The organism is Bradyrhizobium sp. B097, assembly GCF_038957035.1.
In the GTDB taxonomy this organism is placed as follows: Bacteria; Pseudomonadota; Alphaproteobacteria; order Rhizobiales; family Xanthobacteraceae; genus Bradyrhizobium.
This window is the reverse complement of sequence record NZ_CP152412.1, coordinates 8,193,202-8,212,293: the sequence shown is the minus strand read 5'-3', so window position 1 is coordinate 8,212,293 and position 19,092 is coordinate 8,193,202. Positions and strand designations below refer to the sequence as shown.

The window sequence follows — 19,092 nt, the reverse complement described above, 5'->3', positions numbered from 1 at the left end:
GACTTCTTCGGAATTTTCGCTGTAAACGCTGGCCAATAAAAGAGAGCGAATTCTCAACACGAGCGAGCGAAACGGTGTCGATCAACGCAGTCAAAGATGACGGCGCAGTGGAAGTTTTGTCGCAGCGAAGCGACCTGCTCTTGCGCAGGATTCGGCGCCAAGGCAACGACGGCGATCCAAACAGACTGATCACCGTGCTCGCCGCCTCCGAGAGCTCGACCTCTCACAGCTTTAACGGACTCGCTCACGAGTACGGGCTCGCGGAACACCTCGATCGCGACTGGGCACTGATGCCCCTGGAACTGACCGACCAGAACGGTGAGGCCGTTCTGATACGCGAGGATCCTGGAGGCGAGTTGCTCAGTCAGCGTCTGGATGCGCCCATGGAAATCGGGCGCTTCCTGCGTGCTGCGATCGGCATCGCGTCAACCGTAAGCAAGATGCATCAGGCGGGTCTTGTTCACAAGGACCTAAAGCCAGGCAATATTTTCGTGAACAGAAGTGGGCAGGTTTGGCTCACCGGCTTTGGAATAGCATCGCGTGTGCCGCGCGAACGGCAATCTCCCGAGCCTCCCAAATTCATAGCCGGAACGCTTGCGTACATGGCGCCGGAGCAAACGGGCCGGATGAACCGGTCGGTGGATTCGCGGAGTGATCTCTATTCCCTAGGCGTTACCTTCCATCAGATGCTGACGGGCGGCCTGCCCTTCAATGCCGTAGATGCAATTGAATGGATTCATTGCCACATCGCGCGGCAGCCACCATCACCAACAAGCCTGGTGCCGGACGTGCCGCGCACGATATCCGCAATCGTTGGCAAGCTGCTCGCAAAAGCGGCAGAAGATCGATACCAAACTGCGGCTGGACTGGAGAAGGATCTTCAACGCTGCCTGGCGGACTGGGAGATGCTCCGCCGCATTAATCCATTTCCCCTTGGCGAGCACGATATCCGCAGTCGGGTGCTGATACCCGAGAAACTCTATGGACGCGACCGTGACATCGATAGACTTCTCGCGGCGTTCGACAGGGTTTTGGCGAACGGTACGCCGGAATTGGTGTTGGTCGCTGGTTATTCCGGAATTGGAAAATCGGCCGTTGTCAACGAACTTCACAAGGTACTGGTTCTGCCGCGTGGCCTGTTTGCATCGGGCAAATTTGACCAATACAAACGCGATATTCCTTACGCGACGGTGGTGCAGGCCTTCCAGATTGTGATCCGCGAGCTTCTCGGTCAGTCCGAAGCCGAGCTAAACAAATGGCGCGAAGACCTTATTCAGGCGTTGGGCGCGAACGGTTCGCTTATCACCGATCTCGTCCCGGAATTGAAAGCCATCATCGGAGAACAGCCGCCGATTCTGGAATTGCCGCCGCAGGAGGCGGGGGCCCGGTTTCAACTCGTGCTAGGTCGGTTTATCAACGTCTTTGCGCGCCCCGAACATCCACTGGCGTTGTTCCTTGACGACCTGCAATGGCTCGATTCCGCGACCCTTGATTTCATCGAGAGCCTGTTGACGCGGTTGGATGTACGCCATCTGCTCCTTATCGGGGCCTATCGTGACAACGAAACGGGTCCCGACCATCCGCTGATTCGCAAACTGGAGTCGATCCGCAACAGTGGCGCGACGACGACGCATATCGCCCTCACTCCCCTTGGGACACACGATCTGTCGCTGCTTGTACAGGACGCATTCCACTGTAGCGCGGATCGGGCCGAACCGCTGGCGCGATTGATTTCGGAGAAGACTGCCGGAAATCCATTTTTTGTTATTCAGTTTCTCACGGCCCTTTGTGATGAAGGGCTTGTCGATTTCGATCACGCGCGAGGGCATTGGTTCTGGGATCTAAGCCTCATAGAGGCCAAGGGGTATACCGATAATGTCGTTGACCTCATGGTCGGGAGGTTAAGTCGCCTTCCACGAGAAACCCAGGTGATACTCGAGCAGATTGCATGCCTTGGCGACAGTGCCGGCACTCAATTTCTTTCGATCGCAGGCGAGACGACAGAAGAGCAGGTTCATGCGGATCTCTGGGAAGCCCGACTGGCCGAATTGGTTGTGCATTCGGAGGGCGCTTACAAGTTCGGTCACGATCGCGTTCAGGAGGCGGCATACTCATTGATGTCGGAAGACAGGCGCGCCGCCGTCCATCTCAGGATCGGAAGGCTCCTCCTGGAACGCACACCTCTGGAGAAGCGCGAAGAGACGATTTTCGAGATCGTAGCCCAGTTTGAGCGTGGGTCTTGGCTGGTGACTTCGCCCACCGAACGCGAAGACATTGCTGAACTCAATATTGCGGCCGGCAAGCGCGCGAAGGCCTCTGCGGCCTATTCGTCGGCCTTGAGGTATTTCGCGGCGGCCGCGGCGTTCCTTGGTGAGGACGCCTGGCTAAACAGACACGATCTCGTTTTTCAGTTGGAGCTATATCGAGCCGAATGCGAATTTCTGACGGGTGACCTGGACGCTGCGGAGCAACGATTATCGGCTCTTTCTGACCGCGCCGAGAGCACGGTCGAGCAGTCGGCCCTGGAATGCCTGCGTATCGACCTGTTTCTTACGCGCTACCCGCCCGAAAGAGCGATCAATGTCGTCCTGGATTATCTCAAGAAGCAGGGCATCCAATGGTCGTTCAGGCCGACCATCGAGGAAATAAGGCGCGAATACGAGGAGGTGCGTACACGGCTCGGGGAGCGTTCGATCGAGGAGCTCGTTGAGTTGCCCTTAATGAGTGATGCAGCTTCGCTCGCAACTCTTGACGTTCTAACCAAAGCGATAGCGCCAACGCTGCTCGCGGACGGCAACCTTCTGAGCCTTGTCGTTTGCCGGATGGCGAATCTCAGTCTGCAGCATGGCAATAGCCACGGATCATGCCTCGCTTACGTGTGGTACGGCATGGTGGCTCGTACGCTGTTTGGTGATCACGAAGATAGCGTCAGATTCGGTCGGCTGGGGCTCGAACTGATAGAGCAGAAGAGCCTCAATCGCTTCCAGGGAAGGACTTATCGGGTATTCGCAGAAAGCGTCTCATTTTGGAATGAGCACATTCGGATTGGGCGCGATCTGCTTCGACGGGCATTCGAATCCTCGAAGAGGGTCGGTGATATCAACTACGCGGCGTACAGTACGGAGGCGTTGAGCCGATTCCTCATGGTGTCTGGACTGCCGCTTGCGGAAGTTCAGCGCGAGACTGAGACCGGCCTTGAGTTTGCCACTGGCGCTCGCTTCGAATTCGTAATTGATCTTATGGTTCCGCGGCTCGAGTACATTCGCAATTTGCGCGGCTTGACGTCAAGGTTTGGTTCCTTTGACTCCGAGCAGTTCGGCGAGTCTTTGTTCGAACGGCATTTGGCGAGTGATCAGCGCAAGTTGGTGGCTGAATGCTTCTATCGCATCAGGAAGCTGCAGGCTCGATTCTATGCCGGGGACTATTCTGCGGCTCTCGACGCCGCGAGCGGGGCAAAACGGTTGCTTTCGACGCCGGTCGCCTTACAGCGCCTGCACGAAAGCATAGACTGCGTGGAAGTGTCAGAATATCACTTCTATACGGCGCTTTGCCATGCTGCTGCCGCCGCTGCAGGAGAGGCCGAGTCGCGACGCCAGCATGTCGATGCGCTGAAGTCTCATTTCGAACAGGTTGCGACCTGGGCGAGGCAGTGCCCCGAAAATTTCGAGAATCGGGCCACTCTCATGGGCGCCGAACTCGCACGTATTGAAGGGCGAGAGATCGAGGCCGAGCGTCTGTATGAACGCTCGATCAATTCCGCCCGGTCAAACGGTTTTCTGAACAACGAGGCACTCGCTAACGAACTCGCTGCGCGGTTTCAAGCCTCTCGCGGCTTCGAGACCATGGCGAATGCCTATCTGCGTGAGGCTCGCTCCTGCTATCGACGCTGGGGGGCCGAAGGTAAAGTGCGCCAGATGGAAGCCCTCTATCCTCACCTGCTGAGTACGGAGCCGGCCCAGAGCGGTGCTGCGACGATCACAACCCAGCTCGAGCAGCTTGATTTCGCGACCGTGACCAAGGTGTCGCAGGCGTTGTCAGGCGAAATGGTCCTCGAGAGGCTGATCGATACGCTTATGCGGTTGGCCATTGAATATGCGGGTGCCGAACGAGGGGTATTGCTTTTGTCACGTGGGCACGAGCTGCGGCAAGAAGCGGAGGCGATCACCAACGGGGACGGGACCGTCGTTCGCCGACCAGATGGGCCCGTGGCGGCCCATCCCGATACGGTCGTCCAATACGTTATGCGAACTCGGGAAATCGTGATCCTCGACGATGCCTCGATTCATCCGACTTATGCTGCGGATACGTACGTACGCGGATGCAAAGCAAGGTCCATTCTGTGCCTGCCGCTTGTCAACGAGTCCAAGATAAACGGCGTGCTCTACCTTGAGAACAATCTCGCTTCCGGTGTGTTTACGCCGAGTCGAACCACGGTGCTGAGGCTACTGGCATTGCAAGCGGCAATCTCTCTCGAAAATACCTATCTGTATGGTGATCTGGCGCAAGCGGTCGAGCACCGGAAGCAGGCTGAGAACTATCTGGCAGGCGAGAAGCATGTATTGGAGATGATCGCCTCGGGGCGGCCCCTTCGGGAAGTGCTCACGGCGTTATGCGGTTTTTTTGAGGAATCTGCGTCGGATTGCCACTGCGGCATTTATCCGATCGACGGTCGGGGCAAGGGGTTCGAATTCGGCGTCGCGCCCTCTCTTCCCGCCAGCTACACCAATCCAATCGAGGGGGTATCGGTTGCTTCGGATGACTCTCCACGCGGCCAATCGATCAGCGAAAAGACCCAGGTGATCGCTGAAGATATTGGATCTGACCCTCGTTGGATGGAGGCGCCGTGCCGGGCCCATGTTCTGGAGCACGGCCTGAGAGCAGTCTGGAGTACGCCGATTTGCTCACGGGAGGGGGCCGTCATCGGTACCGTTTGCGTCTACCAGCAAGAGCCAGGCAGTCCGTCTCCGCATCATCAGGAAATCATTGCGCATGTTGCACACCTGGCGAGCATAGCGATCGAACGATCGCAGGCCGAAGCCGCGATCAAGCGAAACGAATTCTACCTCACGCAAGGTCAAAGGATAGGTCTGACTGGCACTTTCGCATGGGATGTGGCTACGGATGAGATCACGTTTTCGGATCAACTCAAGCGCATTTGGGAGTTCGAGCCGAACACGGTGATAACCTTTGATCTGCTTAGCCAGCGTACCCATCCGGAAGATCTCCGAATGACGGGTGCCTACCTCGAACAGGTGCGGGCGGGATTCGACAATCCAGATTATGAAATGCGGCTGAGAATGCCGGATGGTCGGACCAAATATCTATGGGTGTGCGCGCGTGTGGTGAGGCACGAAGATGGCCGACTCGAATGTCTCGGTGCTATTCAGGACATTACGCGACGCCGGCAAGCGGAAGATGCACGTGACAAGGTCAGATCCGAACTGGCGCATGTAAGCAGGGTGGAAAGTCTCGGGACGCTAACCGCGTCGATTGCGCACGAGATCAATCAGCCGCTGGCTTCAATTGTCACAAGCGGCGAGACGGGATTACGCTGGCTGGATCGACCGGAGCCCGATCTGGTGAAAGCGCGCGATATCGTAAAGCGGATCGTCGGCGATGCCCGACGGGCGGCTGAAATCATTGATCGTATCCGAACCATGGCAAGTCGGGGGGCGCCCAAACAGTCGGAGGTTTCACTCGCCGAGATCATCGCTGAATCTATGACGTTCCTTCAACACGAGTTGCAGGCGAGGGATGTGTCAATCTCCGTCGATCTGACCCCTAATCTTCCCAAGGTAGTCGGCGACCGGACTCAGTTGCAACAAGTCATCGTGAATCTTGCGATCAACGCCCTGCATGCGTTGACGAACTCGGATGCAGGGCAGAAGAGCGTTGCTATTCGGGCGCAACAGATTGATTCAGGAGCGGTATGTTGTGTCATTGAAGATAGTGGTCCCGGCATCAAGGCGGAGCATTTGCCACGTCTGTTCGACAGCTTTTTCACGACCAAGGAAACCGGCATGGGACTGGGTCTTCCTATCGCCCAGTCGATCATTGAAGCGCATAACGGGCGGATACGAGCCGACAATGAGTCTGCTTTGGGCGGAGCGAGGTTCGTTTTTGAACTGCCTGTAGATCGGCCCCCGTCGACTGAGACGCAGGAAGGTCGCGCAAGTTAGACCGGCAGGTCTTTCGACCGACATATTGAGTGGGAAGCACGCAATTCCTCTCGAGATTGCTTACTCGATGGAGTGCGGCGCAATTGGAGTTTTTCTTCGGGCCCGCTTATCGCCTTATAAAATCAAGAAAACTGGCGCGCCCGGCAGGATGGAACTGGGAACGCCTATGTGATTGTTGCCTATGTCGATTTTTCAGAAGAAGGCGCCCCATCCTCGCTAGAGAACTCACGTTTTCGTAGAGGCTGCCCGTTCTCCGCATTTCGCCAACTGATCCTGAATTTCGGCCCACTGATGGGGATGTTCGCTTGCGGATATTCTCACGGCGGCCGCCCGCAGAACCTCCTCTGCCCGGCGCGCATACTGGTCGGGGTTTTCGATGCCTGAATGGGCCGACAGGTCCAGCAGAGCTTCTCCCAGCGTCCGGCAAGACGCGAGCCAGTATTGCAGGCTGTCTTCGGGGTTCCTGACCTCGAACGACAGTTCTGCGTGGCGGATCGCACTCTCTATATCGCGGATCGATTGGGCTTCTTCGGAGCGGACTTTCGAGAGCCCGATGTAAGCGCAGCCGAGATTGTGCTGCACGATGCCCCATGCACGAGGGTCTTCCGTTGTCAATCGGCGTTCAAATTTGACCCCTCATCGGCGTCCAATTTTGACCCCTTTGCGCGGCGGGCTTTGCTGGTAGCGCTCGTCTCGTCGGAGCTGGCCGGGATAGCGGAGGCGAGACGAGCGCGGGTGGCGTGATCGTCGTCTCGGCTCTTGAACCGCCAGCTGTCGTTGCCGGTCTCGACAATGTCGCAGTGATGGGTCAACCGGTCGAGCAGCGCGGTGGTCATTTTGGCGTCGCCGAACACGCTCGGCCATTCGCCGAAGGCGAGATTGGTGGTCACGATGACAGAGGCGCGCTCATAGAGCCGGCTGACGAGGTGGAAGAGAAGCTGGCCACCGGACTGGGCGAAGGGCAAATAGCCGAGTTCATCCAGCACGATGAAGTCCATCCGGGTCAGATGCTCGGCGAGCCGTCCTTGCCGTCCGTTGCGGGTCTCGGTCTCGAGGCGATTGACGAGGTCGACTACGTTGAAGAAGCGGCCGCGAGCTCCGGATCGGATGCAGCTTCTGGCGATGGCAATGGCCAGGTGGGTCTTGCCTGTGCCGGTGCCGCCAACCAGCACGACGTTGCGTTGTTGGGCGATGAAGCCGCCGCCAGCGAGATCATTGACGAGAGTCTGATTGATCGGCGTGCCGTCGAACTGGAAGTCGGCAATGTCCTTGGCAAGCGGCAGCTTGGCAATGGTGAGCTGGTATTTGATCGACCTGGCTTGCTTCTCGTTGATCTCGGCGTTGAGCAGGTCGCCGACAATGCGCTGAGGTTCGTGCTGGCGTTTGACGGCAGTTGCCATGATCTCGTCGAAGGCAGCCTTCATGCCGTAGAGCTTGAGTTCGCCCATGAGGTCGAAGATTTGGGTTCGTTCCATTAGATGGTCCTCCGGAGGTTGTCGTAGCGGGCACAATCGGCGATCGGCGCATGACGGAGCGTCAGTGCGGCCGGCGTCATGATGTTGGCCGGTGGGGCGGGTTCACGTTGACGGGCCAGGATATTGAGCACGACATCGGCGGAATGGACGCTGTGACTGAGCGCTTCGGCACAGGCTGCTTCCACCGCGGGCAGACCGTCAGTCAGCACCGCGTTGAGGATGTCGACCATCTGCCGATTGCCATCGTCGGTGCTGGCAAGCTTGCGCCGGATCCGCTCGATCGCGGCCGGCAGCACCCAGTCTTTGAAGGGAGCACCGTTGCGCAAGGCGCCGGGTTTGCGGGCGAGCACCGGCACATAATGCCAGGGGTCGTAGACGGTATCGCCGCGGCCAAAGGATCGCGGGTGCTCGGCAACGATGCGTCCATCCTGACGGATCACAATGCGATCGGCATAGGCTTGAACCTCGACCGGTCGTCCGACTGCGCTGGCTGCGACCGAGTATTTGTTATTGTCGAAGCGCACCAGGCAGGTCTTGGAGACCGATGCCGTCACCGCATGGAAGCCGTCGAAGCGGCCGGCATAAGGAACGAGTTTGGGGCGTTCGGCTTCGAACACTTCCCAGATCGTCTGATCGACCAGTTCCGGATGGCGATGAGCCTTGGCGTAGGCGATGCATTTGTCGAGCAGCCAGGCGTTTAACTCGTCGAGGTTTTTGAACCGCAGCCGCGGCGTGAAGAAGCGTTCCCTGACTAGCCCGACCTGGTTCTCGACCTGGCCCTTCTCCCAGCCCGACGCTGGCGTGCAGGCGACCGGATCGACCAGATAGTGGCTGCACATCTGCAGGAAGCGGCGATTGTAGAGACGCCCTTTACCGACGAAGATCGTCTCTACGGCGGTCTTCATGTTGTCGTAGATGCCGCGGGTGCAGGTGCCTTTGAACAGGGCGAACGCCCGGTCGTGGGCGTCGAACACCATCTCCTGCGTCTCCCGCGGATAGGCCCGCACGAACAGCATGCGGCTGTGACAGAGCCGGACATGGGCGGCCTTCACCATCACCGTGGTGCCGCTCAGCAAGACCACCTCGTGGCTCCAGTCGAACTGGTAGGCTTCGCCGGGGGCAAAGCACAGCGGGACATAAGCGGCCGCGGTCGATTGCCCGCGTTCTTTGCTCCACCGCCTGGCGTAACGCCGCACGGCATCGTAACCGCCGTCGTAGCCGCCCCCGCGCAGCTCTTCGAAGATCCGGATCAGCGTCAGCTGTTCACGAGCCGGTTTGGTCGCGTTCGCCGCCAGCAGCCTATCGAGCTCCGATGCCCACCGCCCCAGCTTTGGCCGCGGCTGCACCTGCCGCTCGTACTCGAAGGAGGTCTCTCCGGACCTCAGCACCTTCCGGACCGTGTTCCGCGACACCTTCAGGTCGCGGGCGATCTCCTTGATCGTCTTGCCCTTGATGAAGTGCTCGCGCCGAATCCGCGCAATCGTCTCCACGACCAGCATCCCCGACCACCTGCTTCATTCCAAAGCAGGCAGCGCAACAGACCAACCTACAGGGGGTCAATTTTGGACGCCGATCCCCCGGCTTAGGGGGTCAATATTGCAGGCCGAATGACACTCCCCCGTCTTCTCGATCGTTCACGACGAGCTGAAAGATCGTCACCTCAGGTTCGAGGGAATTGTCACGAACGCGCGCGACGATCGTTTTGCTGTTCTCCCGAGTGCGCACATACGTACAATGCTCGACGGGATCGTGGAGGGGAACCAGTTTGCGGTCGATCAGATTTCGGCAGGCAACGCGCGCTCTTCCTGACTGGCGATGAAGGCAAGCAGCACCGATTTGCGCGCGCACAGCAGAAATTCGGCGATTGCATCTGCACCTTCGAGTATGTCGTCGGCAAGATTGTGTCGTTCTGTCTGCGCTGCGGAATTCGCCGTCATTGGTTCTCCTTTGCGGGTTGCCTACTCTTCGTTGCGAGGTAGATTCTTTCTTTAGTTTCGAGGCCGCTACCATTTTTTGGGCTCGGCCGCGTTTTCTGGTGCTGATTGCTGGCGATCAGCACCGTGAGAATGATCCATTTTCTTTTTTTGGTAGCTCGCAAGTCAATTTCAAAATGCTGCGACTGCGAAACCTTCCGGATTTATCCGGGCGGCGCGACGTCATCGGCATGCGCTTGCATGTTCGTGGGCCACGCGCGACTACGAACGTGTGGCTTAGGCGTGAGGTGGCAACCGCCGGCCAGTCTCGCTGACGACCGGACAACTACCAATCATTCGCAATCTGTCTAGCTCGACTACGAATCCTTCCGGTCGTTTGTCACCCGATGCTTCGGTACACCTGGATTTCCTTCACCAACACAGGGAGATCCACATGAAAGTCATCACCATCGGAAAGAAGCTGGTCGCTGTCGAGCAAGTCGCATTCGTCGAGCCGTTCGATCCTTCAGCCAATCCGGAATTCAAGCCCGAGAAGAACTACAAGGGCCGCATTGTCATGCTCAATCGGGACATCGTCCTTACCGAACAGACGCCGCAGGAGTTCGCAAGCGAGCACGAACTGCACCTGTTCACCGAGGACAGTGTTGCCGTCAATCGGGCCATCGTGTTCAGGATCGAGACCTTTGAACCGACCGAGAACTTCAAGCCAGCGAAGCCCTACAAGACACGGCTCAAATGGCGGGACCTGACCGGCGGATAGCAGAGCAAGCTCCTGCTCACCGAGGCCGAGACCGTCATCGCGGAAATCCTTGGCGCCAAAGAAGCGTTGGCCAAGGTGGCGAAACGTCCGACACGGCGTCCCGGACGAGGGCGCAACGGATCGCGGCGCATGGAGGCGTTTCGCACTTAGTCTTCGGTCGCAGATGAAGTAGCTAAATGGGCCCCGGTCGGACTTCTGGCCGGGGCTTTTCTCTGCCCTGCGTGCTAAAGATGGGCCATTTGAGGGAGGGGGACATGCGAAAGCTCGTCGATACGAACTATCTCAAATCCGAGAAGCTGCGCGAGTATCTAGCCGATCCCGCTAACATCGTCGTCATTCCCGATTACGTCATGATGGAAGCGCTCGCCAGTGGTGATGCGGCTTCCATCTGCGAACGGTTCAAGATTTTAGCTGAATACCCCGACCAGGTCAGGATACTGAAGTCAACCCACGCTATCAGCGGCTTGCGCGCAAAGCGGCGAAGCCGTGGTCTTCAGAAGCGCCTCATCGAGCGGGATCAAACGGCTAACTTCAAGAGGTTCTATGCAACGCTCGAGCTCGCGCGAGACGGCAACGAAGCCGCCAAAAGGCTCCTGGCGCAGAAATCGGCTGCCGCGGCCGCCCAAATCGCGCAGTTGCGGAAGGGTCAGGAGACCTACACCGCCAACCTGGCTGAGCATGCCAAGAAGTACAAGGAGGCCGAGCTCACCATTCTGACGAAGGGCGAGCCGATCCCTCATGAATTGTTCAACAAGATCACGGGAGGGATCGTCGCGCTTGCCGACAACATGTTCATGGCGCATGGCTACTTCAAGAAACAGCCTCCAACGCGGACATTGTCCAACGCATTCATCTTTCGCTACGCTGTTGCGGGCTATGTGGTGGCACTCCGCTGCATCAAGGAAGGAGGTGCGCAGGGAGCGTCGTCGAAGAACATAGGCAACCAGATCATCGATGCGATGATTGCTGCCTTTGCGACGTATTTCGATGGATTCCTGAGCGAGGACAGGAGGGCCCAACAGATTTACGAGACCACAGGCAATCTGCTGAATATCTATCACCACGACATCAAGCGTTTCGAAGAGGCGTCGGCGGCGGCAGAAGAGGCAGCCGATGCATCTGTCAGTTCGGTGACGGGCCTCGCCAAAGCATGACGCGCCGGATGTTGTCGAGGCCGGTCAGGCAGCGTCGCTCGCTTTGGGTCTGACCAAGTGCATTCACGCTGGTAACGGCCTTTAGATCAATCTAAGCTTGTCCAGGTGTGTCAGGCCGTTCGGGGAGGCGGCTTTCAATGAATGCGCTAAAGGATTGGGACGAGGCCTATCTCGATCGTCAGTTTGTCCAGGGAAAACTCAGGGAAAGCCAGTCGCTGGAATACAAGGCGTCCGCAGCCCTCGGTAAGCAGAGCACGGAAAAATCGGAGCTGTGCAAGGACGTATCAGCTTTTGCCAACGCCGGCGGCGGCATGATCATCTATGGGATCGCCGAGAACAACCACGATCCGGTTGGCATCGATAGCGGCGTTGATGCAACGGTCTACAATCGCGAATGGATTGAAAATGTTCTTACGACCGGCGTGCAGCCGAAGATCGAGCAGCTAGAAATCGCGGCAATTGATCTGCCGAGCAAGGGCAAGGACCGCGTCGCGTTTGTCATCCGGATCGGACAGGCAACCGCGATGGCCCCACATCAGAACGTGTCCGACCACAAATACTACCGCCGGCATAACTTCAAGGCGGAGCCGATGCACGACTATGAAGTCCGCGATGCCATGCGCCGCAGCATCGCCTATGGGCGGAAGTTCGGGCTGGCATGGAGCCTGGTCGTCGAAATTCGTCGTTTGCGGGCTGCGGCCGGCGAACGTCACAAGATGTCAGGGAGCGACTATTTCCCGCGAACGACGTTCATGATTGCCGTTTCAGGCGAATTGAGGGGAGCCGGCGAGGCGGTCATCTTTCTTGAAAAGTCGGACCGTAAGGCCGTTGCCGAACTGGTTCACGAGATCGACGAGTACAATTCGATCATTGAGACCGTGGATCCGGGACAGCGCGAGAATGCCCGCCTTACGGAACCCCTGAAACGGAAGCTCTATGAGATCGAGCTTCGGGCACGCGATATTGCCGGCAAGCTCGAAAAGATCATCGACGAATACCCGTGAACCGTTGCCGGTTGGCGCGATACGCCCGAGGCGCGAGCTTCAGATGTCTCTCTCCGAGGCGATGAATGTCTTGATTTCGTCCGTCATCCGAAACCATTCTCGATTGTAGCGGGCCGCTTCGAACCGCGTGTGAAGCTCGCCTTCAAGTGTCCGTGTGCCTGGTATCGTCAAATGAACTGTAGGCTCGACATGCGAAGCCGTCCGCAGGGATTTCAATCGGTGCTCAAGGCGGGTCGTAAATCCTATCTTTACGAATTCAGGATTGTCGGTGCTGATCAAATAGACCAACGGTTCGGAGGATCTCACCTTGGGGCTGTAAATTTCGTTGATGATACGGCGACATTGGCGAGGCACATCCTCATCGAAGCAATCCGTTCGAGATGGCGGCTCCTTCGGGTAGCCAAACTCCAAGCGCGCCGCCACCGTAGCCTGGTGAGCCGTCGCCTGGTCCGGATCAATCGCACGATTTGTGTACAGGTCTCGCAGTGACTTGACCGTTGATACGACATCATCGATCGAGTTGATGGCCCGCCGCTTCAAGAGTCTGTCGTCAAATATCTCGGTGCCGTCACCGCCTTCGGATTCTTCCGAAAGCTCCAGGTCCATTTCGCTTGGATCAAAGCGACCGAATAGCCATCGGCGCGCTGTTTCCTTCCTTGCCTTCGCGAGCAGTCTCTTTGCTGTTGCCCGTGGCATGTGGCGCAGATCATCGTTGTCGCAGAGGATGATCCAGTCTTCCGGCAAGCCCCAAGGGGCGCCGAGGTGCTCCAAGACGTTAGCCAATGCGTAAACGGCCTCTGCGCTTTCGGCCATAACCCACTCCGTCCCTCGAGGCGTGAAATCGTTCCGAATGTCAGTGAATCACTCCAAGATATGCCAATTCTGGCCGCTCGACGATCTGCGCGCATCCTGTTTGCTGGAGACAACATCGGGTGGATTGCAGGGATCTGCAACTAATAGTGCAAACCCCTGCTCACCATCACGCGCCGGATGTTGTTGAGGCTGGTCAGGGCGTTCACGCGCTCGGCCGTGCCCGGTTCGAAGCTTGAGAGAGTGCCCTCAATCCTGCCGGCGAGATCGCAAAGTTCATCTTGTGTGAGCTGCATGAGTTCGTTGACCGTCGGTCACTCGCTTACCCTCTCGCAAAATGCATTGCCAATATAGATGGCTTCGCCCCGCGCCGCATCAAACCACGTAGCCACGATGCGGCGCGCGGGGTGACATACATACGCACTTCGTGTAGGTAAAGTCCATCAAACGTTGTAGTTGCGATCTCGTGAGGTCCTTCTCAAGTCTGTTGATTGCCGGATATTTGTGGATATGCCTCAAAAGATAATGCTGTGCCGGCTTGTTTGGGCCGAAGAATACAAATCGAAAAAGGAGAAGATCTTCGCGGGCAATATGAGCTACCCGGCGACGCACGAGTTCGCCGTTGAGCAGCTCAATTTTGCCGATGAGAAAGGCTCGGTGTTCGGCTTCGTCGAGAACCGAGGCCAAAACGTCAAACTTGAAAATCTGGGAGCCAACCCGGCTGATGAATCCATAGATGGAGTCACCATCGTATTCTGCGCCGTGGATAAGCTCAGTATGAATCTGAGAGTCGTTGGCTGGTACGAGAACGCGATCGTCTTTCGCGAGCTGCAACCAGCGAAGAAGGGCTCAATTCGCGGCGATTGGGAATACTACTTTCAGGCCTCGTCCGTCGATGCTCATCTCGTTCCGGCCACGGAGCGCGATCTCGAGGTACCGAGAAAGACCCGGCGGATCGATCGAGGGTTCATCGGTCAGCGCAACATCTTCTATCCGGCAGGCAATCCGAACTATGAACGGTTTCTACAGAACTTCGATCTAGTCCGAAGGGGCGCACAGCCCAACGGGACCGGCGAGACGGATCAGACGGCGTTCCAGGAGGGCCAGCGTGCATCGCGTGAAGCGTCGTACTTCGCCCGCAATGCAGGGTTGGTGAAGGCGGCAAAGCATCATCACGGAACCACCTGCCAAGGATGCGGTTTCAATTTCGCGGATGTCTACGGAGATATCGGCGAGGACTACGTCGAGATCCATCACAAACGCCCGATCGCCGGCGGCGAGGTCCGCGTTTCGACGGTCCATGACGTTGACGTTCTCTGCGCCAATTGCCACCGCATGGTTCATCGGCGCGAAATCCCGCTAACCCTCAAGGAGCTGAGGGCTCTGATTGCCAGTCAACGTGCTCGTCGCAAGCGCGCATAGAGAACGTTGTGAGCCGGGTAGCCGGTGGGAAATCCGATGGCCCACTAAACCAGATAGAAGGCGTCCTGCGAGTGGACCAAATGCAGTTCAGGCGCGTGCGGCTCTTCGACAAAGCTCGGATGCAGCGCCTGGGTATTGAACACGAACTGCTCGTGAATGCCCGCAAATCGATGGCAGTGTTGTCGTCAATCGCATGCTGGCTTCGCCGTCGTTATGCTCACGCGGCACGGGTGCCATTTCAGCTACGCGTACGCCAGGACCAACTCTGCATGAGATAAATGGCTTTGGTCGACGCTATCGCGGCCGTCGACGTGCTCAGGTTGGCGCTCGCGCCATCGTTCTTGCGAGCCATTCTGCTCAATTCCCTCGTTCGGGAATAGCGAAATTCGTCGTCAACGTTTGCCCCCTCGATACCAGCAAAAATACCAGCAAAACGATCGGCTGCGGCGGGTGCTTCGCGAACTTTAACTAACGTTTTCAAATGCGCCGCCCAAATTCTACTGAAAAATCAGGAATCGAACCAGTGCTGTAAGTTATTGTTATTGCGGATATTTTCGATGTGGTGCCCCTGGCCGACAGTCGCCTGGTGCCATAACATATTGAATTAGAACAAGATTTTTTTCTTGTGTTGCTATCGATACCATCACAAATACCAACAGGATGCCGGGCGGTTAGCCAACAAAAATAAAACAGCGGGCTTCCGGCAGCGGGCGCGCCTATGCCGTTCCAAGCTCCAGGAATTCCCCGACCGGAATCGAACCCGGCTCCGACGCGAAGTCCCGAATGGATCAATCGCGAGGTTATTTTTCGCCTTGAGCCCCAGTTCTCTCATGACCGTGGCTCGCCGTTCGATGACTTTTCGAACACGCTCTCTTTCGGTCCAAAATGATGTGCAATGTTGGCGAGCTGGACGTCGGCCTCAGCGGCAACGTCCCGAAGAGCGGTGCCATCGTAGCCCTTGTACGCGAACATGCGCTCAGCCGCGTCGAGACTACGTTCCCGGGTCCCTTGCCGGTCAGCGTGAAACAGACTTTATGATCCCGTTGTGGTGTTTACCGCGTATTGCGAAGCGCCGCGCGTCCCTTCCTGCGCGGCGCCGACGAATTCGTTGTGAGAGCTCGCTGATCCTCCTGGGACTTGAGGGTCGCTTTGACATGTTCGGCGAGCTTCAGCGCGCTGTCCGCGCTCGACGCAAGACGTGACAGCAGCTGGGACAGCATTTTGAACTCGTCGCGCGTCAGCATTCCAAACAACGCGTCGTTGACGGGGCGTTGCAGGGCGGCAAGACGGATCAACAGGCCGACGCCGTGCTGGGTGAGTGCAAGTTGCACGCGCCGTCGGTCTTCCGGATGGGGGCTCTTCTCGAGGAGGCCGTCCGCAACCAGCTTGTTGATCTCGTTAGTGACGAAGGCGCCGCTCAGATACAGCCGTTCGGCTATCTGATTGACGCCCATCGGCTCATCCGCCGTCGAGTTCTTGATGGCGATCAGGATCAGATACTGGGTGGTCGACAGATCGACGAAGTTCGCGAATATTTCACGACAGGCTTCCAGGCTGCGTCCGAACGCGAAATAGTCGTAGAGGAGGCCGCGAAGCGTTCGGTCTCCTTCCTTTTCGAGCAGCTCGGGCTTCGACGCCGTCAAAAGCGCTTCAGTCACGGTCGTTCCCTCCGCGAAATCATAGTCTTGCGAACTTGCTTAAGAAGCACGCATGCGCGTGCCCAGCAAGAGGGCTTGACATTGCCAAATAGCTTTGTCAGAAAGCTATCTGAGAATGATAAATCAGGGTCGAAGCAGCGAGGCAGGCGTCCCATGGAGGACCGTGCATTCAGGCGGGCGTTGGGAGAATTCGCGACCGGCGTTGCGGTGGTGACCGCGCGGGGCCAAGGCGAAGAACTCATCGGCATGACCATGAGTTCGTTCAATTCCGTCTCCCTCGATCCGCCGTTGGTCTTGTTCAGCGTCGACCGCAAGGCAAAAAGCCTGCCGGCGATGCGCGAAGCCAAGGGCTTTGCCGTCAATATCCTCGCGCGCGACCAGGAGCAGATTTCCAACCAGTTTGCGCGCGCGCTTTCCAACAAATGGGATCAGGTCAAGACCTCGGTCGGTCACGCCGAGGCGCCGCTGATCTCCGGCGCGCTGGCGCATTTCGAATGCGAACCGTTCGGAAATTATGACGGCGGCGATCACGTCATTTTCGTTGTTCGCGTCGTTCGTCACACCACGCGCAGTGAGCCGACCGCGCCGCTGATCTTCTTTCGCGGCCGCTACCGCGATCTTGTCGACGAAACCGAGCGCGAGCCAACCTGGCCGCTTCCCATTCATTACTAGCTTCGAACCGGAGAACCGCGATGCGCAGTGCGAAGGAATTTCTGTCGGGCCTGAAGGACGGCCGCACCATCTACATCAATGGCGCCTCGGTCGGCGATGTGACCACACATCATGCTTTCCGCAATCTTGCGAGCTCCATGGCGGGCTTGTTCGAGTTCGCGAGCGCTCCCGAGAATGCCGAGCTCATGACGTTCGACACCGGCGCCGGTCGTGCCAACCGCATTTGGCAGCTTCCGGCCTCCTACGCCGAGCTTGTGGAGCGGCGCAAGGCGCTGGAGGCCTGGGCCGGCTTGCATGCGGGCTTCATGGGCCGCGCGCCGGACCATGTCGCGTCCTGCATCTCCGGCCTTTACATGGGGCTCGATGTTTTCAAGGCGTACGATCCGGCACGCGCCGGCGCGCTGGAAAGCTATTACCGCTACGCGCGCGACAAAGATCTCTATCTCACCTACGTCATCATCAATCCCCAGGCCGACCGCTCGAAGGGCGCCGCGGAGCAAGCCGATCCGTTCCTGACCGCAGGCGTCGTCGATCGCGACGCCGAGGGGATCACCATCCGCGGCGCCAAGATGCTGGCGACCGGCGGCGTCGTTGCCGACGAGGTTTTCGTCACCACCATCCAGCCCATGCGTCCAGGTGAAGAGCGCTACGCGATGTCCTTCGCTATCCCGATGAACAGCAAGGGGCTCAAGATGCTCTCCCGCAAATCCTACGAGGATGCCGCGGGCGCAGTGTTCGACAATCCGTTGTCCAGCCGCTTCGACGAAAACGACTCGGTTCTCTATTTCGACGACGTGAAGGTGCCGTGGGACCGCGTCTTCGTCGAGGGCAATGTCGAGATGTGCCAGAAGCAGTTCCACGCAACGCCGTGCCACGTCTACCAGAATTACCAGGCGATGGTGCGCCTCAGCGTGAAGCTCAAGTTCCTGAGCGGCCTGGCGCACCGAACGGCCGAGATGAACGGCGTCACTCAGTTTCCGCAGGTGCGCGAGATGCTGGGCCAGCTTGCGGCCGAGACCGGAATGGTGGACGCGCTTGTGGCGGCGATGGAAGCGAAAGGTTCGCAGGCCGGGCCTTACTTCATCCCTGACCGACATACGCTCTACTCCGCGCAGGTGCTGACCCAGCAACTCTACGCGCATATCGTCAACACGCTGCGCGAGCTCGCCGGCGGCGGCATGATCATGCTGCCATCGTCGATTGCGGACTTCGAGAATCCGGAGATCGCGGCGTTGATCAGCAAGACCCAGCAGTCTCCGAAGGCCAATTCGCACGACCGTGTGAAGTTCTACAAGCTCGCCTGGGATGCCGTGGGCTCCGAGTTCGGCTCGCGCCATCAGCAGTACGAGATGTTCTACGCCGGCGCGACCTTCGTCACCAAGGGCCATTCCTATCGCACCTACGACTGGGCCGGCGCCGACCGGCTGGTCCAGGGCATGCTCGATTCCTACGACCTCAACGGCGTCTCGTCCACCAGCAAAGCTGCCTGAACCAGGGAGAACATCCAATGCCCGTCAACAAGAAGCACGACGAATTCTACACGCTTGACATGAACACCGGCTGGGAAGTGCCGGCAGGCTATCCGGCTGGTATCCAGCAGAAGATCCTCTCAGGTGGGCTGGACGAGGAGAATCGGCGAGGCACGCGCACGCGGCTGCTTCGCTTCGCGCCGGGCGTCTACACGACAGCGCCGTTTTCCCACGAGTATTGGGAGGAGGTTTATCTGGTCTCGGGCGACCTGATCGTCGGCAACGACGCGAAGGGCGAAGGCGGCAAGAGTTTTCCGCCGAACACCTATGCCTGCCGTCCGCCGCACGCGGCGCATGGGCCGTTCAAGTCCGTCAACGGCTGCCTGCTGATGGAGATCCACTACTTCGATCCGGTGTGACGTCTCGCTCGCACACGGTTTGAGTAGGCTGCGGATCTCATCTATCTCGGGGGAAATCATGAAGCTTAAGAACGCGTTTTCTACGATTGCATCTTGGCGCTGGCCAAGGGGTTCGCTTTTCTCAAGCTCGTGCTGT

13 protein-coding genes and 1 pseudogene are annotated in these 19,092 nt (G+C 58.2%); 8 read left to right on the top strand and 6 right to left on the bottom strand.

Going from position 1 to position 19,092, the window contains the following annotated elements:
* The first annotated feature begins 74 nt into the window (after positions 1–74).
* A complete protein-coding gene (locus tag AAFG07_RS37725; protein WP_342724677.1) occupies positions 75–6,179 on the top strand; it encodes an AAA family ATPase in 6,105 nt (2,034 codons plus the stop codon).
* A gap of 225 nt (positions 6,180–6,404) precedes the next feature.
* Here AAFG07_RS37725 and AAFG07_RS37720 read toward each other — a convergent pair whose 3' ends face one another.
* The 4 genes and pseudogenes from AAFG07_RS37720 to AAFG07_RS37705 all read right to left on the bottom strand — a co-directional run bounded on the left by AAFG07_RS37720 (position 6,405) and on the right by AAFG07_RS37705 (position 9,591).
* Positions 6,405–6,794, bottom strand: coding sequence for a hypothetical protein (locus AAFG07_RS37720; RefSeq protein ID WP_342724676.1), 390 nt, complete (start codon positions 6,792–6,794; stop codon positions 6,405–6,407).
* Positions 6,791–7,654: an IS21-like element helper ATPase IstB gene (istB, locus tag AAFG07_RS37715; protein WP_176539598.1), complete on the bottom strand. Its 864-nt coding sequence runs from the start codon at positions 7,652–7,654 to the stop codon at positions 6,791–6,793. Before istB ends, AAFG07_RS37720 begins: the two co-directional genes overlap by 4 nt.
* An 8-nt stretch (positions 7,655–7,662) precedes the next feature.
* Positions 7,663–9,153: pseudogene (istA, locus tag AAFG07_RS37710) on the bottom strand (IS21 family transposase); the annotation flags it as partial.
* 276 nt (positions 9,154–9,429) lie between these two features.
* Positions 9,430–9,591, bottom strand: coding sequence for a hypothetical protein (locus AAFG07_RS37705; RefSeq protein ID WP_342724675.1), 162 nt, complete (start codon positions 9,589–9,591; stop codon positions 9,430–9,432).
* A 430-nt stretch (positions 9,592–10,021) separates the two neighbouring features.
* Here AAFG07_RS37705 and AAFG07_RS37700 point away from each other — a divergent pair, with 430 nt between their 5' ends.
* The 3 genes from AAFG07_RS37700 (at position 10,022) to AAFG07_RS37690 (ending at position 12,506) form a co-directional block, all read left to right on the top strand.
* Complete coding sequence (locus AAFG07_RS37700) at positions 10,022–10,348, top strand: hypothetical protein (RefSeq protein ID WP_342724674.1); 327 nt, start codon at positions 10,022–10,024, stop codon at positions 10,346–10,348.
* A 254-nt stretch (positions 10,349–10,602) separates the two neighbouring features.
* The gene (locus AAFG07_RS37695) at positions 10,603–11,502 is read left to right on the top strand and encodes a hypothetical protein (RefSeq protein WP_342724673.1); all 900 of its coding nucleotides are present in this window, start codon (positions 10,603–10,605) and stop codon (positions 11,500–11,502) included.
* A 137-nt stretch (positions 11,503–11,639) separates the two neighbouring features.
* Positions 11,640–12,506 carry an ATP-binding protein gene (locus AAFG07_RS37690; RefSeq protein ID WP_342724672.1) on the top strand — a complete coding sequence of 289 codons (867 nt, stop codon included), beginning with the start codon at positions 11,640–11,642 and terminating at the stop codon, positions 12,504–12,506.
* 39 nt (positions 12,507–12,545) lie between these two features.
* Here the strand turns inward: AAFG07_RS37690 and AAFG07_RS37685 are convergent, their stop codons facing one another.
* Positions 12,546–13,319, bottom strand: a complete 774-nt coding sequence (locus tag AAFG07_RS37685) for a GIY-YIG nuclease family protein (protein ID WP_342724671.1) — start codon at positions 13,317–13,319, stop codon at positions 12,546–12,548.
* A 507-nt stretch (positions 13,320–13,826) separates the two neighbouring features.
* Here AAFG07_RS37685 and AAFG07_RS37680 point away from each other — a divergent pair.
* A complete protein-coding gene (locus AAFG07_RS37680) occupies positions 13,827–14,738 on the top strand; it encodes an HNH endonuclease (protein WP_342724670.1) in 912 nt (303 codons plus the stop codon).
* A 1,052-nt stretch (positions 14,739–15,790) separates the two neighbouring features.
* Here the strand turns inward: AAFG07_RS37680 and AAFG07_RS37675 are convergent.
* Complete coding sequence (locus tag AAFG07_RS37675) at positions 15,791–16,381, bottom strand: MarR family transcriptional regulator (protein ID WP_342724669.1); 591 nt, start codon at positions 16,379–16,381, stop codon at positions 15,791–15,793.
* Between the two features lie 168 nt (positions 16,382–16,549).
* Between AAFG07_RS37675 and AAFG07_RS37670 the strand changes: the two genes are divergently transcribed.
* The 3 genes from AAFG07_RS37670 to AAFG07_RS37660 are packed head-to-tail and all read left to right on the top strand — an operon-like array spanning position 16,550 to position 18,956.
* Entirely contained in the window at positions 16,550–17,068 is a 519-nt protein-coding gene (locus AAFG07_RS37670) for a flavin reductase family protein (protein ID WP_342724668.1), read from the top strand.
* A 20-nt stretch (positions 17,069–17,088) separates the two neighbouring features.
* Positions 17,089–18,558 (top strand): 4-hydroxyphenylacetate 3-hydroxylase N-terminal domain-containing protein, encoded by a 1,470-nt coding sequence (locus AAFG07_RS37665; protein WP_342724667.1) that lies wholly within the window; start codon positions 17,089–17,091, stop codon positions 18,556–18,558.
* Between the two features lie 17 nt (positions 18,559–18,575).
* Positions 18,576–18,956, top strand: coding sequence for a cupin (locus tag AAFG07_RS37660; protein ID WP_342724666.1), 381 nt, complete (start codon positions 18,576–18,578; stop codon positions 18,954–18,956).
* The last annotated feature ends 136 nt before the right edge of the window (positions 18,957–19,092 follow it).

Excerpts from the sequence above, each read along its gene's own strand:
- AAFG07_RS37660 (WP_342724666.1), top strand. The coding sequence starts at position 18,576 with ATGCCCGTCAACAAGAAGCACGACGAATTCTACACGCTTGACATGAAC.
- AAFG07_RS37685 (WP_342724671.1), bottom strand. The coding sequence starts at position 13,319 with ATGGCCGAAAGCGCAGAGGCCGTTTACGCATTGGCTAACGTCTTGGAG.
- AAFG07_RS37665 (WP_342724667.1), top strand. The coding sequence starts at position 17,089 with ATGCGCAGTGCGAAGGAATTTCTGTCGGGCCTGAAGGACGGCCGCACC.
- AAFG07_RS37690 (WP_342724672.1), top strand. The coding sequence starts at position 11,640 with ATGAATGCGCTAAAGGATTGGGACGAGGCCTATCTCGATCGTCAGTTT.
- istB (WP_176539598.1), bottom strand. The coding sequence starts at position 7,654 with ATGGAACGAACCCAAATCTTCGACCTCATGGGCGAACTCAAGCTCTAC.
- AAFG07_RS37705 (WP_342724675.1), bottom strand. The coding sequence starts at position 9,591 with ATGACGGCGAATTCCGCAGCGCAGACAGAACGACACAATCTTGCCGAC.
- AAFG07_RS37700 (WP_342724674.1), top strand. The coding sequence starts at position 10,022 with ATGAAAGTCATCACCATCGGAAAGAAGCTGGTCGCTGTCGAGCAAGTC.
- AAFG07_RS37695 (WP_342724673.1), top strand. The coding sequence starts at position 10,603 with ATGCGAAAGCTCGTCGATACGAACTATCTCAAATCCGAGAAGCTGCGC.
- AAFG07_RS37680 (WP_342724670.1), top strand. The coding sequence starts at position 13,827 with ATGCCTCAAAAGATAATGCTGTGCCGGCTTGTTTGGGCCGAAGAATAC.
- AAFG07_RS37670 (WP_342724668.1), top strand. The coding sequence starts at position 16,550 with ATGGAGGACCGTGCATTCAGGCGGGCGTTGGGAGAATTCGCGACCGGC.